The organism is Pseudomonas sp. Mn2068, assembly GCF_049319725.1.
Classification (GTDB): domain Bacteria; phylum Pseudomonadota; class Gammaproteobacteria; order Pseudomonadales; family Pseudomonadaceae; genus Aquipseudomonas; species Aquipseudomonas gingeri.
In genome coordinates, this window is record NZ_JBMOUG010000029.1 from 1 (window position 1) to 15,816 (window position 15,816).

Annotated in this window: 12 protein-coding genes, 1 tRNA gene and 1 pseudogene; all 14 read right to left on the reverse strand. The window is 57.4% G+C overall.

What is annotated here, in order from left to right; genetic code table 11:
- The coding region (locus ACL9RJ_RS33025) for a GTP-binding protein (protein ID WP_422766014.1) at positions 1–341 on the reverse strand (341 nt) is incomplete at its 3' end.
- Positions 342–371: 30 nt separating this feature from the next.
- Positions 372–2,474 carry an elongation factor G gene (gene fusA, locus ACL9RJ_RS33030; protein ID WP_042934139.1) on the reverse strand — a complete coding sequence of 701 codons (2,103 nt, stop codon included), beginning with the start codon at positions 2,472–2,474 and terminating at the stop codon, positions 372–374.
- A gap of 30 nt (positions 2,475–2,504) precedes the next feature.
- Positions 2,505–2,978: a 30S ribosomal protein S7 gene (gene rpsG / locus ACL9RJ_RS33035; RefSeq protein ID WP_017123206.1), complete on the reverse strand. Its 474-nt coding sequence runs from the start codon at positions 2,976–2,978 to the stop codon at positions 2,505–2,507.
- 123 nt (positions 2,979–3,101) lie between these two features.
- On the reverse strand, positions 3,102–3,473 hold the full coding sequence (gene rpsL, locus ACL9RJ_RS33040) for a 30S ribosomal protein S12 (protein ID WP_002555494.1): 372 nt from the start codon (positions 3,471–3,473) through the stop codon (positions 3,102–3,104).
- 217 nt (positions 3,474–3,690) lie between these two features.
- On the reverse strand, positions 3,691–7,890 hold the full coding sequence (gene rpoC, locus ACL9RJ_RS33045) for a DNA-directed RNA polymerase subunit beta' (RefSeq protein WP_017123207.1): 4,200 nt from the start codon (positions 7,888–7,890) through the stop codon (positions 3,691–3,693).
- A gap of 64 nt (positions 7,891–7,954) precedes the next feature.
- Positions 7,955–12,028 (reverse strand): DNA-directed RNA polymerase subunit beta, encoded by a 4,074-nt coding sequence (gene rpoB / locus ACL9RJ_RS33050; RefSeq protein WP_042934140.1) that lies wholly within the window; start codon positions 12,026–12,028, stop codon positions 7,955–7,957.
- A gap of 220 nt (positions 12,029–12,248) precedes the next feature.
- Positions 12,249–12,614 (reverse strand): 50S ribosomal protein L7/L12, encoded by a 366-nt coding sequence (gene rplL / locus ACL9RJ_RS33055; protein ID WP_017123209.1) that lies wholly within the window; start codon positions 12,612–12,614, stop codon positions 12,249–12,251.
- A 79-nt stretch (positions 12,615–12,693) separates the two neighbouring features.
- Positions 12,694–13,194, reverse strand: a complete 501-nt coding sequence (gene rplJ, locus ACL9RJ_RS33060) for a 50S ribosomal protein L10 (RefSeq protein WP_017123210.1) — start codon at positions 13,192–13,194, stop codon at positions 12,694–12,696.
- A 198-nt stretch (positions 13,195–13,392) separates the two neighbouring features.
- Positions 13,393–14,088: a 50S ribosomal protein L1 gene (rplA, locus tag ACL9RJ_RS33065; protein ID WP_017123211.1), complete on the reverse strand. Its 696-nt coding sequence runs from the start codon at positions 14,086–14,088 to the stop codon at positions 13,393–13,395.
- Positions 14,088–14,519, reverse strand: coding sequence for a 50S ribosomal protein L11 (rplK, locus tag ACL9RJ_RS33070; RefSeq protein ID WP_003176435.1), 432 nt, complete (start codon positions 14,517–14,519; stop codon positions 14,088–14,090). Before rplK ends, rplA begins: the two co-directional genes overlap by 1 nt.
- Before the next feature lie 117 nt (positions 14,520–14,636).
- Positions 14,637–15,170, reverse strand: a complete 534-nt coding sequence (gene nusG, locus ACL9RJ_RS33075) for a transcription termination/antitermination protein NusG (protein WP_010443972.1) — start codon at positions 15,168–15,170, stop codon at positions 14,637–14,639.
- A gap of 9 nt (positions 15,171–15,179) precedes the next feature.
- Positions 15,180–15,548, reverse strand: coding sequence for a preprotein translocase subunit SecE (secE, locus tag ACL9RJ_RS33080; RefSeq protein ID WP_017123213.1), 369 nt, complete (start codon positions 15,546–15,548; stop codon positions 15,180–15,182).
- Positions 15,549–15,593: 45 nt separating this feature from the next.
- Positions 15,594–15,669 (reverse strand) — tRNA-Trp (locus ACL9RJ_RS33085).
- Positions 15,670–15,723: 54 nt separating this feature from the next.
- Positions 15,724–15,816, reverse strand: a pseudogene (locus ACL9RJ_RS33090) (elongation factor Tu); the annotation flags it as partial.

Sequence of the window (15,816 nt, forward strand, 5' to 3'; positions counted from 1 at the left end):
GGCATCGGACCATCGGCGGCCGAGCAAACCAGGATCGCGCCGTCCATCTGGGCAGCACCGGTGATCATGTTCTTCACATAGTCAGCGTGACCTGGGCAGTCAACGTGAGCGTAGTGACGGATCTTCGAGTTGTACTCGACGTGCGCGGTGTTGATGGTGATACCGCGAGCTTTCTCTTCTGGAGCGCTGTCGATCTTGTCGAATTCAACGACTGCAGAACCGAAAACTTCGGAGCAAACGCGAGTCAGAGCAGCAGTCAGAGTGGTTTTACCATGGTCAACGTGACCGATGGTGCCAACGTTGACGTGCGGTAGGGAACGATCAAATTTTTCTTTAGCCACGACAATTAACTCCTTGCCTAAAGGGCTGAATCAGCCTTGTTTTTTAACGATAGCTTCGACGACGTTCGACGGAGCTTCGGAGTATTTGGAGAATTCCATAGAGTAGCTCGCGCGACCCTGGGACATGGAACGAACGTCGGTCGCATAACCGAACATCTCGCCCAGCGGAACTTCGGCGCGGATAACCTTGCCGGAGACCGTGTCTTCCATACCCTGGATCAGACCACGACGACGGTTCAGGTCACCCATCACGTCACCCATGTAGTCCTCAGGTGTTACAACTTCTACCTTCATGATCGGCTCAAGTACAACACCGCCGCCCTTGGACGCGAGTTGCTTGGTCGCCATGGAAGCAGCCACCTTGAACGCCATCTCGTTGGAGTCGACGTCGTGGTAAGAACCATCGAACACGGTAGCCTTCAGGCCGATCAGCGGATAGCCGGCAACAACGCCGTTCTTCATCTGCTCTTCGATACCCTTCTGGATCGCCGGGATGTATTCCTTAGGAACCACACCACCCACGACTTCGTTCACGAATTGCAGACCTTCCTGACCTTCGTCAGCAGGAGCAAAACGGATCCAGCAATGGCCGAACTGGCCACGACCGCCGGACTGGCGAACGAACTTGCCTTCGATCTCACAGGACTTCGTGATCTTCTCACGATAGGAAACCTGTGGTTTACCGATGTTGGCTTCGACGTTGAACTCACGGCGCATCCGGTCAACCAGGATGTCCAGGTGCAATTCGCCCATGCCGGAGATGATCGTCTGACCAGTCTCTTCATCAGTCTTGACGCGGAAAGACGGGTCTTCCTGAGCAAGTTTGCCCAGAGCGATACCCATTTTTTCCTGGTCATCCTTGGTCTTCGGCTCAACGGCAACCGAGATAACCGGCTCCGGGAAGTCCATGCGAACCAGGATGATTGGCTTGTCAGGCGAGCAGAGGGTGTCACCCGTGGTGACGTCCTTCATGCCGATCAGGGCCGCGATGTCGCCAGCGCGTACTTCCTTGATCTCTTCGCGGGTGTTTGCGTGCATTTGCACCATACGACCCACGCGCTCTTTCTTGCCCTTGACCGAGTTGATCACGCCGTCGCCGGAGTTCAACACGCCCGAGTAAACACGGGCAAAGGTCAGGGTACCCACGAATGGGTCGGTAGCGATCTTGAACGCCAGAGCCGAGAACGGCTCGTTGTCGTCTGCATGACGCTCCATTTCGACAGTCTCGTCATCCGGGTCGGAACCCTTGATGGCAGGAATGTCCACTGGCGCGGGCAGGTAGTCGATAACGGCGTCGAGAACCAGGGGAACACCCTTGTTCTTGAAAGAGGAACCGCAAACAGCCAGAACGATTTCACCGGCGATGGTCCGCTGACGCAGAGCACCTTTGATTTCCTCGACGGTGAGCTCTTCGCCCTCGAGGTACTTGTTCATCAGCTCTTCGTTGGCTTCGGCCGCAGCCTCGACCATGTTGCTGCGCCACTCTTCAGCCAGCTCCTGCAGTTCGGCAGGGATAGGACCGCGGATAGCCGCCATGCCCTTGTCGCTGTCGTTCCAGCGGACAGCTTCCATGCTGATCAGATCGATCTGACCTTCGAAGTTGTCTTCGGAGCCGATAGCCAACTGGATAGGCACCGGAGTGTGACCCAGACGCTGCTTGATCTGACCGATCACGCGCAGGAAGTTTGCGCCGGCACGGTCCATCTTGTTGACGTAAACAAGACGTGGAACGCCGTACTTGTTGGCTTGACGCCATACGGTTTCCGACTGCGGCTCAACACCCGAAGTACCGCAGAACACAACGACAGCGCCGTCGAGTACGCGCAGGGAGCGCTCTACTTCGATGGTGAAGTCAACGTGGCCCGGGGTATCGATGATGTTGAAGCGGTGCTTGGGGAACTGCTTGTTCGAGCCTTCCCAGAATGCGGTAGTCGCAGCGGAGGTAATGGTAATACCCCGCTCCTGCTCCTGCACCATCCAATCCATGGTCGCGGCGCCGTCATGCACCTCGCCCATCTTGTGGTTTACGCCCGTGTAAAACAGGACGCGCTCGGTAGTCGTGGTCTTACCCGCGTCCACGTGAGCAACGATACCAATGTTACGGTAGCGTTTAATATCGGTTGTACGAGCCATAAAGCCCTCGCAAAATGAGTGACGCTAAAATTAGAAGCGGTAGTGCGAGAAAGCCTTGTTGGCTTCAGCCATACGGTGCACGTCTTCACGCTTCTTAACTGCAGCACCTTTACCTTCGGCGGCGTCCAGCAGTTCGCCAGCCAAACGCAGAGCCATAGACTTCTCGCCGCGCTTACGGGCGAAGTCTACCAACCAGCGCATTGCCAGAGCATTACGACGGGACGGACGAACTTCAACCGGAACCTGGTAAGTAGCACCGCCTACACGGCGCGACTTCACTTCGACCAGCGGAGCGATGGCGTCGAGTGCTTTCTCGAAGAGTTCCAGGGGATCAGTACCGGCTTTACGCTCTTTAACCTTTTCCAGCGCGCCATAAACGATACGTTCGGCAACGGCTTTCTTGCCGCTTTCCATCACGTGGTTCATGAACTTGGCCAGGATTTGGCTTCCGTATTTTGGATCGTCAAGCACTTCGCGCTTGGCTGCTACGCGTCTTCTTGGCATGGATAAGCCCTCAAACGGTCTTCAGGTTAGCTCGGGACCACTACACCCTGAGGATGTACGCCCGACCTTACTCTTATCGACTCAGAAAAATAGAAATCAGTTTTTTGCTACCAAAAGCCACTACTACTTAGGCTTCTTGGTACCGTACTTCGAACGACCCTGGTTCCGGCCTTTAACGCCCGAAGTATCCAGAGAGCCGCGAACGGTGTGGTAACGAACACCTGGCAAGTCTTTTACACGACCGCCGCGGATCAGTACCACGCTGTGCTCTTGCAGGTTGTGACCTTCACCACCGATGTACGAGGAAACCTCGAAACCGTTGGTCAGGCGCACACGGCATACTTTACGCAGTGCCGAGTTAGGTTTTTTCGGCGTAGTGGTGTACACACGGGTGCACACGCCACGACGTTGCGGGCAGTTCTGCAGCGCAGGTACGTCGGATTTCTCGACGATACGCTTACGCGGCTGACGTACCAGCTGGTTGATAGTTGCCATCTACTAGCTCCACTGTTGTCTTGCGACGCTATTGTCTTGCAAGAAAAGCAAAATGGCAGGAACGAATCCCCGCCAAATTTAGGGGTACAAGAGTCTAAAGAGGATCTTGTCCCCAGTCAAGACAAGGCCCCGGCCTCCCCTCCCCGTCCATCGCAACAAAAAATGTCGCGATGATCGGAAAAAGGCTACCAGGGCCTCGCTTTCACTGCCGCAGAACTCAGTTACCGCTCGAGTTCAGGGCTTCGGTCAGTGCAGCTTCCACTTCACTGGCGCTTACGCGCAACGGTTTGTCCAGTTCACGGCGACGCTTGCGCTCGCTGTGGTAGGCCAAACCGGTACCGGCCGGGATCAGACGACCCACGACCACGTTTTCCTTCAGGCCGCGCAGGTAATCGCGCTTGCCGGTAACGGCCGCTTCGGTCAGTACGCGGGTGGTCTCTTGGAAAGAGGCCGCGGAGATGAACGATTCGGTCGACAACGACGCCTTGGTGATACCCAGCAACACGCGAGTGAACTTGGACACGAACTTGTCTTCGGTCGCCAGGCGCTCGTTTTCCACCAGTACGTGAGTCAGTTCCATCTGGTCGCCCTTGATGAAGCTGGAGTCGCCGGATTCGGCGATCTCAACTTTACGCAGCATCTGACGCAGGATGGTCTCGATGTGCTTGTCGTTGATCTTCACGCCTTGCAGACGGTAAACGTCCTGGATCTCGTTGACGATGTACTTGGCCAGCGCACTCACACCCAGCAGACGCAGGATGTCGTGTGGATCGCTCGGACCGTCGGAGATAACTTCGCCGCGGTTCACTTGTTCGCCTTCGAAGACGTTCAGGTGACGCCACTTCGGAATCAGCTCTTCGTACGGATCGCTGCCGTCGTTCGGGGTAATGACCAGACGACGCTTGCCCTTGGTCTCTTTACCGAACGCGATGGTGCCGCTGACTTCAGCCAGAATCGAGGCTTCTTTCGGACGACGGGCTTCGAACAGGTCGGCAACACGCGGCAGACCACCGGTGATGTCACGGGTCTTCGAAGTCTCTTGCGGAATACGAGCGATAACGTCACCGATCGCGATCCGCGCACCGTCCGCAACACCGACCAGGGCGTTGGCTGGCAGGAAGTACTGAGCGATTACGTCAGTGCCTGGCAGCAACAGATCCTTGCCGTTGTCGTCGACCATCTTCACCGCAGGACGGATGTCCTTGCCGGCTGCCGGACGGTCTTTCGCATCGAGCACTTCAATGTTGGTCATACCGGTCAATTCGTCGGTCTGACGCTTGATCGTGATGCCTTCTTCCATGCCCACGTAGGTCACGGTACCTTTCATTTCGGTAACGATCGGGTGAGTGTGCGGATCCCACTTGGCCACGATGGCGCCAGCGTCGACCTTGTCACCCTCTTTAACCGAAATCACCGCACCGTACGGCAGCTTGTAGCGCTCGCGCTCACGACCGTAGTCGTCGGCGATTGCCAGCTCACCGGAACGGGACACCGCAACCAGGTGACCATCGACACGCTCAACGTGCTTCAGGTTGTGCAGACGGACAGTACCGCCATTCTTCACCTGAACGCTGTCGGCTGCCGAGGTCCGGCTTGCCGCACCACCGATGTGGAACGTACGCATGGTCAGCTGGGTACCCGGCTCACCGATGGACTGGGCAGCGATAACGCCGACCGCTTCACCGATGTTCACCTGGTGACCACGAGCCAGGTCGCGACCGTAGCACTTGGCGCAGATGCCGTAGCGGGTTTCACAGCTGATTGGCGAGCGCACGATCACTTCGTCGATGCTGTTCAGCTCGATGAATTCAACCCACTTCTCGTCGACCAGGGTGCCAGCAGGAACGATGACGTCCTCGGTACCCGGCTTGAATACGTCACGGGCGATGACTCGACCCAGAACGCGTTCACCCAGCGGCTCTACAACGTCGCCGCCTTCGATGTGCGGAGTCATCAGCAGGCCGTGCTCGGTACCACAGTCGATCTCGGTCACGACCAGGTCTTGTGCAACGTCCACCAGACGACGGGTCAGGTAACCGGAGTTCGCGGTTTTCAACGCGGTATCCGCCAGACCCTTACGAGCACCGTGAGTCGAGATGAAGTACTGGAGTACGCTCAGGCCTTCACGGAAGTTCGCGGTAATCGGCGTTTCGATGATGGAGCCGTCCGGCTTGGCCATCAGGCCACGCATACCGGCCAGCTGACGGATCTGCGCAGCAGAACCCCGTGCACCCGAGTCGGCCATCATGTACATCGAGTTGAAGGACTCCTGGTCGACTTCGACACCATGACGGTCGATGACCTTCTCTTTCGAGAGGTTGGCCATCATCGCCTTGGAGACTTCGTCGTTCGCCTTGGACCACAAGTCGATTACTTTGTTGTACTTCTCGCCCTGGGTTACCAGGCCGGAGGCGTACTGACTTTCGATCTCTTTCACTTCGTCGGTGGCAGCACCGATGATGCGGGCTTTTTCATCCGGGATAACGAAGTCGTTAACACCGATGGAAACGCCGGAAATGGTCGAATAGGCAAAACCGGTGTACATCAACTGGTCAGCGAAGATCACGGTCTCTTTCAGACCAACCACGCGGTAGCACTGGTTGATCAGCTTGGAGATCGCCTTCTTCTTCATCGGCAGGTTGACGACGTCGAACGACAGACCTTTCGGAACCACCTGGAACAGCAGCGCACGGCCGACAGTGGTGTCGACGATACGGGTGTTCTGGACGCTGCCGCCATCACGGTCGTTCACGGTTTCAGTGATACGAACCTTGATCTTGGCGTGCAGCGCGGCTTCGCCGGCGCGGAATACGCGGTCGACTTCCTGCAGGTCCGCGAAGATACGACCTTCGCCCTTGGCGTTGATCGCTTCACGGGTCATGTAGTACAGACCCAATACAACGTCCTGCGACGGAACGATGATCGGCTCACCGTTGGCTGGCGACAGGATGTTGTTGGTCGACATCATCAACGCACGCGCTTCCAGCTGGGCTTCCAGTGTCAGCGGTACGTGCACGGCCATCTGGTCGCCGTCGAAGTCGGCGTTGTACGCAGCACAGACCAGAGGGTGCAGCTGGATAGCCTTGCCTTCGATCAGTACCGGTTCAAACGCCTGGATACCCAGACGGTGAAGGGTCGGTGCACGGTTGAGCAGTACGGGGTGTTCGCGAATCACTTCGGCGAGAACGTCCCAGACCTCTGGCAGCTCGCGCTCGACCATCTTCTTGGCGGCCTTGATGGTGGTCGCCAGACCACGCATTTCCAGCTTGCCGAAAATGAACGGCTTGAACAGCTCGAGGGCCATCTTCTTCGGCAGACCGCACTGGTGCAGACGCAGGGTCGGGCCTACGGTAATTACCGAACGACCGGAGTAGTCAACACGCTTACCGAGCAGGTTCTGACGGAAACGCCCCTGCTTACCCTTGATCATGTCAGCCAGGGATTTCAGAGGACGCTTGTTCGAACCGGTGATGGCACGACCGCGACGACCGTTGTCCAGCAGGGCGTCCACAGCTTCCTGCAGCATGCGCTTTTCGTTGCGCACGATGATGTCGGGAGCGGACAGGTCCAGCAGACGCTTCAAACGGTTGTTACGGTTGATCACCCGACGATACAGATCGTTGAGGTCGGAAGTCGCGAAGCGGCCGCCATCCAGTGGAACCAGTGGACGCAGGTCTGGCGGCAGAACCGGCAGAACGGTCAACACCATCCACTCAGGCAGGTTGCCGGAGCCCTGGAAGGCCTCCATCAACTTTAGGCGCTTGGACAGCTTCTTGATCTTGGTTTCCGAGTTGGTTTGCGGAATTTCTTCGCGCAGACGGCCAATCTCGTGCTCCAGGTCGATCGCGTGCAGCAGTTCGCGGACAGCTTCGGCACCCATGCGGGCGTCGAAGTCGTCACCGAACTCTTCGAGGGCTTCGAAGTACTGCTCGTCGTTCAGCAGCTGGCCTTTTTCAAGGGTGGTCATGCCCGGGTCGATAACGACATAGCTCTCGAAGTAGAGAACGCGTTCGATATCACGCAGGGTCATGTCCATCAGCAGGCCGATACGGCTCGGCAGGGACTTCAGGAACCAGATGTGGGCAACCGGCGAAGCCAGCTCGATGTGCGCCATGCGCTCACGACGAACCTTGGCCAGCGCGACTTCAACGCCGCACTTCTCGCAGATCACACCACGGTGCTTCAAGCGCTTGTACTTACCGCACAGGCACTCGTAATCCTTTACCGGGCCAAAGATCTTGGCGCAGAACAGGCCGTCACGTTCTGGTTTGAACGTACGGTAGTTGATGGTTTCCGGCTTTTTAACTTCACCGAACGACCACGAACGGATCATCTCAGGCGATGCCAATCCGATACGGATGGCGTCGAACTCTTCGACTTGACCCTGGTTTTTCAGCAAATTCAGTAGGTCTTTCAAGGCCTTTCCTCCTGGCGGAGCAGAGAGCGGGCAGTGCTGCCCCGCTCTCGATTCGCGTCACGTGTTATTCGGTTTCCAGATCGATATCGATGCCGAGGGAACGAATTTCCTTGATCAACACGTTGAAGGACTCGGGCATGCCCGGCTCCATACGGTGATCGCCGTCCACGATGTTTTTGTACATCTTGGTCCGACCGTTCACATCGTCCGACTTCACTGTGAGCATTTCTTGCAGAGTGTATGCGGCACCATATGCTTCCAGTGCCCAGACCTCCATCTCCCCGAAACGCTGACCACCGAACTGCGCCTTACCACCCAGCGGCTGCTGGGTAACCAGGCTGTACGAACCGGTAGAACGAGCGTGCATCTTGTCGTCTACCAAGTGGTTCAGCTTCAGCATGTACATGTAGCCAACGGTAACCGGACGCTCGAACTTGTTGCCGGTACGACCATCGAACAGTTGCATCTGGCCGCTTTCCGGCAGGTCTGCCAGTTTCAGCATGGCCTTGATTTCAACTTCCTTGGCACCGTCGAATACCGGAGTAGCCATTGGCACGCCAGCTCGCAGGTTCTTCGCCAGATCCAGGATTTCCTGGTCGGAGAAGGTGTCCAGCTCTTCGTTGCGACCGCCGATCTCGTTGTAGATCTCGTGCAGGAACTTGCGCAGGTCAGCAACCTTGCGCTGCTCCTCGATCATACGGTTGATCTTCTCGCCCAGACCTTTGGCCGCGAGGCCCAGGTGGGTTTCAAGGATCTGACCGACGTTCATACGCGATGGTACGCCCAGCGGGTTGAGAACGACGTCGACCGGGGTGCCATTGGCATCGTGCGGCATGTCTTCAACCGGCATGATCACGGAGACCACACCCTTGTTACCGTGACGACCGGCCATCTTGTCGCCCGGCTGGATGCGACGACGGATTGCCAGGTAGACCTTGACGATCTTCAGTACGCCCGGAGCCAGGTCATCGCCTTGCTGCAGCTTGCGCTTCTTGTCTTCGAACTTGTCGTCCAGCAGACGGCGGCGATCGACGATGTAGGCCTGGGCCTTCTCGAGCTGCTCGTTCAGGGCGTCTTCAGCCATGCGCAGCTTGAACCACTGGCCGTGCTCAAGACCGTCGAGGATCTCGTTGGTGATCTCCTGGCCTTTCTTCAGACCGGCGCCGCCTTCGGCGGTGTGACCGACCAGGGCGGAACGCAGACGTTCGAAAGTCGCGCCTTCAACGATACGGAACTCTTCGTTGAGGTCCTTGCGGATCTCGTCGAGCTGGCTCTTCTCGATGGACAGGGCACGGCTGTCGCGCTCAACGCCATCGCGGGTGAAGACCTGTACGTCGATGACAGTACCCTTGGTGCCGGTCGGCACGCGCAGGGAGGTGTCTTTGACGTCGCTGGCCTTCTCACCGAAGATCGCACGCAGCAGTTTTTCTTCCGGAGTCAGTTGGGTCTCGCCTTTCGGAGTGACCTTGCCGACCAGGATGTCGCCAGGGCCGACTTCGGCGCCGACGTAGACGATACCGGCCTCGTCCAGCTTGTTCAGTGCGGCTTCACCCACGTTCGGGATGTCCGCAGTGATTTCCTCTGGGCCAAGCTTGGTGTCACGGGCCACACAGGTCAGTTCCTGGATGTGGATCGTGGTGAAGCGGTCTTCCTGAACAACGCGTTCCGACAGGCAGATGGAGTCTTCGAAGTTGAAGCCGTTCCACGCCATGAAGGCGATGCGCATGTTCTGACCCAGTGCCAGTTCACCCATGTCGGTGGACGGGCCGTCGGCCATGATGTCGCTGCGCTGAACGCGATCACCCTTGCTCACCAGCGGACGCTGGTTGATGCAGGTGTTCTGGTTCGAGCGGGTGTATTTGGTCAGGTTGTAGATGTCGACACCGGCTTCGCCCGGTTCAACTTCGTCATCGGCAACACGGACCACGATACGGCTGGCATCGACGGAGTCGATCACGCCACCACGACGAGCCACGACGCAAACGCCGGAGTCACGGGCAACGTTGCGCTCCATGCCGGTACCTACCAGCGGCTTGTCGGCGCGCAGGGTCGGTACAGCCTGACGCTGCATGTTCGAACCCATCAACGCACGGTTGGCGTCGTCGTGCTCGAGGAACGGAATCAGCGACGCGGCGACCGAAACTACCTGCTTCGGCGAAACGTCCATCAGGGTGACGTCTTCCGGCGCCTTGACGGTGAATTCGTTCAGGTGACGAACAGCTACCAGCTCGTCGATCAGGACTTTCTTGTCGTTCATCGTGGCCGAAGCCTGGGCGATCACGTGATCGGCTTCTTCGATGGCGGACAGGAACACGATCTCGTCGGTGACCAGGGCGTCTTTCACCACGCGGTACGGGCTCTCGAGGAAGCCGTACTGGTTGGTGCGCGCATAAGCGGCCAGGGAGTTGATCAGACCGATGTTCGGACCTTCCGGCGTTTCGATCGGGCAGACACGACCGTAGTGCGTCGGGTGTACGTCACGAACTTCGAAGCCTGCGCGCTCACGGGTCAGACCGCCCGGGCCGAGTGCGGAGACACGACGCTTGTGCGTGATCTCGGACAGCGGGTTGTTCTGGTCCATGAACTGCGACAGCTGGCTGGAACCGAAGAACTCCTTCACCGCGGCCGCGACCGGCTTGGCGTTGATCAGGTCTTGCGGCATCAGGCCTTCGCTTTCGGCCATCGACAGACGTTCCTTGACCGCACGCTCGACGCGCACCAGGCCAACACGGAACTGGTTCTCGGCCATTTCGCCTACGCAGCGAACACGGCGGTTACCCAGGTGGTCGATGTCGTCGACGATGCCCTTGCCGTTACGGATGTCGACCAGGGTCTTCAGTACCGCGACGATGTCTTCCTTGCACAGCACGCCCGAACCTTCGATCTCGGTACGACCGATACGACGGTTGAACTTCATCCGGCCGACCGCAGACAGGTCATAACGCTCAGGGCTGAAGAACAGGTTGTTGAACAGGGTCTCGGCGGCATCCTTGGTCGGTGGCTCACCAGGACGCATCATGCGATAGATCTCGACCAGCGCTTCCAGTTGGTTGCTGGTGGAGTCGATCTTCAGCGTGTCGGAGATGAACGGACCGCAGTCGATGTCGTTGGTGTACAGCGTCTCGATGCGAACAACCTGGGCCTTGGCGATCTTTGCCAGGATCTCGGTGTTCAGCTCGGTGTTGCACTCTGCCAGGATTTCGCCGGTAGCCGGATGCACGATGACCTTGGCGGTAGTGCGACCCAGGACGTAGTCCAGTGGCACTTCCAGCTCTTTGATCCCGGCTTTTTCCAGCTGGTTGATGTGGCGAGCGGTGATACGACGACCCTGCTCGACAATAACCTTGCCTTTGTCGTCCTGGATATCGAGGACCGCGATCTCACCGCGCAGGCGCTGAGGCACCAGTTCCAGGCTCAGGGTCTCGCCCTTAACGTGGAATACGTTGGTGGTGTAGAACGCGTCGAGAACTTCTTCGGTGCCATAGCCCAGCGCGCGCAGCAGCACGGAAGCCGGCAGCTTGCGGCGACGGTCGATACGGACGAACACGCAGTCTTTCGGGTCGAACTCGAAGTCCAGCCACGAACCGCGGTACGGAATGATCCGCGCGGAGTACAGCAGTTTGCCGGAGCTGTGCGTCTTGCCGCGGTCGTGGTCGAAGAACACGCCCGGGGAACGGTGCAGCTGGGAAACGATTACACGCTCGGTACCGTTGATTACGAAGGTACCGTTCTCAGTCATCAGGGGGATTTCACCCATGTAGACTTCTTGCTCTTTGATGTCCTTGATCGCTTTGTTCGACGATTCTTTGTCGAAAATGATCAGGCGCACTTTCACCCGCAGCGGAACCGCATAGGTCACGCCGCGCAATACGCATTCCTTGACATCAAAGGCCGGTTCGCCCAGACGATAGCCAACGTACTCCAGAGCAGCGTTGCCGGAGTAGCTGATGATCGGGAAAACGGATTTGAAGGCCGCATGCAGACCGACGTCACGGAACTGGTCCTTGGTCGCGCCCGCCTGCAAGAATTCGCGATACGAATCCAGCTGGATAGCCAGGAGGTACGGTACGTCCATGACGTCCGGCAACTTGCTAAAGTCCTTGCGGATACGTTTTTTCTCAGTATATGAGTAAGCCATCAGCGTTCCCCAGCTTGGTCACCTGCTTGTTTGGCCTCTCCCGACGGGAGCAGCCAGAAAATCGTGCAAACCCCTTGGTTTGCGCCACCGCATCGGGTGGTTGAAGCACGTTAGAGGCGCCGGCCGAGCCGGTCGCCAATAACGGAAAAAGGCCGGTGGCAAGAGCCACCAGCCATCAGCCTGTCGCTTAACGCTCGGGCTGGAGACGCACAGTCGAAAGTTACTTAACTTCGACGTCAGCGCCTGCTTCTTTCAGCGCGGCAGCAGCTTTGTCAGCGGCGCCTTTGTCAACACCTTCCAGGATGACCTGAGGAGCGGTGTCAACCTTTTCCTTGGCTTCTTTCAGACCCAGACCGGTCAGTTCACGTACAGCCTTGATGACGTTGACTTTCTTCTCGCCAGCGGCTTTCAGAACAACGTTGAACTCGGTTTGTTCTTCAACAACGGCAGCAGCAACAGCTGGGCCAGCCGAAGCGGCAGCAGCGGAAACGCCGAAGGTTTCTTCCATTGCCTTGATCAGCTCAACAACTTCCAGAACGGTTTTCTGGCCGATTGCTTCGATGATTTGTTCGTTAGTCAGAGACATGACTCAATTCCTGAATTGGGGGACAGCCTGTACGGCCATCGAAATAAACAAAAATACGCGAGAAAGGAAATGCTCAGCCTCAGGCTGCGGCAGCTTCTTTCTGCTCGCGGATTGCCGCCAGAGTACGAGCCAGTTTGCTGGTAGCGCCTTGAATCACGCTCATCAGCTGGGAAATGGCTTCGTCACGGGTTGGCAAGCTTGCCAGCACGTCGATCTGGTTCGCTGCGAGGAACTTGCCCTCGAACGCAGCTGCCTTGATCTCGAACTTGTCCTGACCCTTGGCGAACTCTTTGAAAATACGGGCAGCAGCGCCCGGATGATCCTTGGAGAACGCAATCAGGGTAGGGCCGGTGAACACGTCGTTGAGAACACTGTATTCAGTGTCAGCAACAGCGCGCTTGAGCAGGGTGTTACGTACAACACGTACGTATACGCCAGCTTCACGAGCCTCTTTACGGAGTCCGGTCATTGCGCCTACTGTTACGCCACGGGCATCAGCCACGACAGCGGACAGAGCGACTTTGGCAGCCTCGTTGACTTCAGCGACGATGGCCTTCTTGTCTTCGAGATTAATTGCCACGGGTTCAACTCCTGCTTGTTACCGTTTCATCTGGCCGAAGCCGGATGTCGTTTTGGTGTCTGATTCGGTAAGGAACCGGGAGCACCATCTGCGTAGGCTTGTGGTTTAAGGCTTGCGCCGCCTACGGTCTTGGATAGCCCCCGCCAGGCAGGGACCCCAATCTTTCAATGGGTGCAATCGCTTGCACCCACTTTTGTCTTACGCGTCCAGCGAGCTCTGGTCGATGACCAGACCTGGGCCCATGGTGGTGCTCAGGGTAACGCGCTTGACGTAGATACCTTTCGAGGAAGCTGGCTTGATACGCTTCAGGTCGGCGATCAGGGCTTCAACGTTTTCCTTCAGCTTGACGGCATCGAAGCCGACCTTGCCAACGGAAGTGTGGATAATGCCGTTTTTGTCGGTGCGATAACGAACCTGACCAGCCTTGGCGTTCTTGACCGCGCCGGCTACGTCTGGAGTTACGGTACCGACTTTAGGGTTAGGCATCAGGCCACGTGGACCGAGGATCTGACCCAGTTGACCTACAACACGCATTGCGTCCGGGGAAGCAATGACCACGTCATAGTTCAGGTCGCCGCCTTTCATTTCGGCAGCCAGGTCGTCCATGCCAACGCGATCGGCGCCGGCAGCCAGAGCAGCTTCGGCAGCTGGACCCTGGGTGAACACGGCAACACGAACGGTCTTGCCAGTGCCGTGTGGCAGCACGGTAGCGCTACGTACGACCTGGTCGGATTTACGTGGGTCAACGCCCAGGTTTACAGCAACGTCAACGGACTCGCTGAACTTGACAGTCGACAGCTCGGTCAGCAGAGCGGCGGCGTCTACAAAGTTGTAGGCCTTGCCTGCTTCGATTTTGCCGGCGATAGCCTTTTGGCGCTTGGTCAGCTTAGCCATTACACACCCTCCACGTTAAGGCCCATGCTACGAGCAGAACCGGCGATGGTACGCACGGCTGCATCCATATCAGCTGCAGTCAGATCCGCGTTTTTGGTCTTCGCGATTTCTTCCAGCTGAGCACGGGTCACGGTGCCAACCTTAACGGTGTTAGGACGAGCAGAACCGCTGGTCAGGCCAGCAGCTTTCTTCAGCAGAACCGAAGCCGGGGTCGACTTGGTTTCGAAAGTGAAGCTACGGTCGCTGTAGACAGTGATGATCACTGGAGTCGGCAGACCTGGCTCAAGACCCTGGGTACGGGCGTTGAAGGCCTTGCAGAATTCCATGATGTTCACGCCGTGCTGACCCAGAGCTGGACCGACGGGTGGGCTAGGGTTGGCCTGGGCGGCCTTCACTTGCAGCTTGATGTAAGCGGTAATCTTCTTGGCCATGAGGCACTCCAATTACGGGTTCGAACGCCTCGAAAGGCTCCCCGGTTACTTGCGCGTTTATCCCAGTGACGACAAAACCCCACAGCCTAGGGCTGTGGGGTTGGGATGCTTGCTCAGCTAGACCTTTTCGACCTGACTGAACTCCAACTCTACCGGAGTAGAGCGACCGAAAATGAGCACCGCGACCTGGATCCGGCTCTTCTCGTAGTTAACTTCTTCGACCGTGCCGTTGAAATCTGCGAACGGACCGTCGGTAACACGTACCACTTCGCCCGGCTCGAACAACGTCTTCGGCTTCGGCTTGTCGCTACCATCAGCGACACGACGCAGAATGGCCTCGGCCTCTTTGTCGGTGATCGGTGCAGGCTTGTCGGCGGTACCGCCAATAAAGCCCATCACCCGAGGAGTATCCTTGACCAAGTGCCAAGTCCCCTCGTTCATATCCATCTGTACCAGCACGTAACCAGGGAAGAACTTGCGTTCGCTTTTGCGTTTCTGGCCATTACGCATTTCCACTACTTCTTCAGTAGGGACCAGAATTTCGCCGAAGCCATCTTCCATGCCTGCCAGCTTTACCCGCTCGATCAACGAGCGCATGACATGCTTCTCGTAACCCGAGTAAGCATGCACAACGTACCAACGCTTAGCCACGGGACACCCTTAGCCAACAATCAAGGAAACAAGCCAGCCGAGCAGGGAATCGAGCCCCCACAACAGCAACGCCATAACCAGCACCACAGCCACGACAATCAACGTGGTCTGCGTGGTTTCTTGGCGAGTCGGCCATACGACTTTACGGATTTCGGTGCGAGCTTCCTTGGCCAGTACAAAGAACGACTTGCCTTTGGCGGTCTGCAGGCCTACAAAGGCAGCTACAGCAGCAATGACAAGCAGAGCGAGTACACGGTACAGGATCGGCGAACCAGCGTAGTACTGGTTGCCAACAACACCAATCACCACCAGAGCGACTACAACGAGCCACTTGAGAAGATCGAAGCGAGAGCCTTGGGCTTCAGTGTTGGAGGTCATCTAAGAGGATCCTGTGAAAAGAAAGCCAGACACACCGAGTGAATCTGGCAGGTCAGGAGGGAATCGAACCCCCAACCTACGGTTTTGGAGACCGTCGCTCTGCCAATTGAGCTACTGACCTAAAACTTGAATCAGGCCGACCATTATGTCGGCCTGAGAGAGGTATTTCAACTACTTATTCGATTACTTTTGCTACGACGCCGGCGCCGACGGTACGACCGCCTTCACGGATAGCGAAACGCAGGCCGTCTTCCATCGCGATGGTCTT

Bases quoted from the DNA above. Each gene is read 5' to 3' on its own strand.
- fusA (WP_042934139.1), bottom strand. From the start codon at position 2,474: ATGGCTCGTACAACCGATATTAAACGCTACCGTAACATTGGTATCGTT.
- rpsG (WP_017123206.1), bottom strand. From the start codon at position 2,978: ATGCCAAGAAGACGCGTAGCAGCCAAGCGCGAAGTGCTTGACGATCCA.
- rpsL (WP_002555494.1), bottom strand. From the start codon at position 3,473: ATGGCAACTATCAACCAGCTGGTACGTCAGCCGCGTAAGCGTATCGTC.
- rpoB (WP_042934140.1), bottom strand. From the start codon at position 12,028: ATGGCTTACTCATATACTGAGAAAAAACGTATCCGCAAGGACTTTAGC.
- rplL (WP_017123209.1), bottom strand. From the start codon at position 12,614: ATGTCTCTGACTAACGAACAAATCATCGAAGCAATCGGCCAGAAAACC.
- rplA (WP_017123211.1), bottom strand. From the start codon at position 14,088: ATGGCTAAGCTGACCAAGCGCCAAAAGGCTATCGCCGGCAAAATCGAA.
- rplK (WP_003176435.1), bottom strand. From the start codon at position 14,519: ATGGCCAAGAAGATTACCGCTTACATCAAGCTGCAAGTGAAGGCCGCC.
- secE (WP_017123213.1), bottom strand. From the start codon at position 15,548: ATGACCTCCAACACTGAAGCCCAAGGCTCTCGCTTCGATCTTCTCAAG.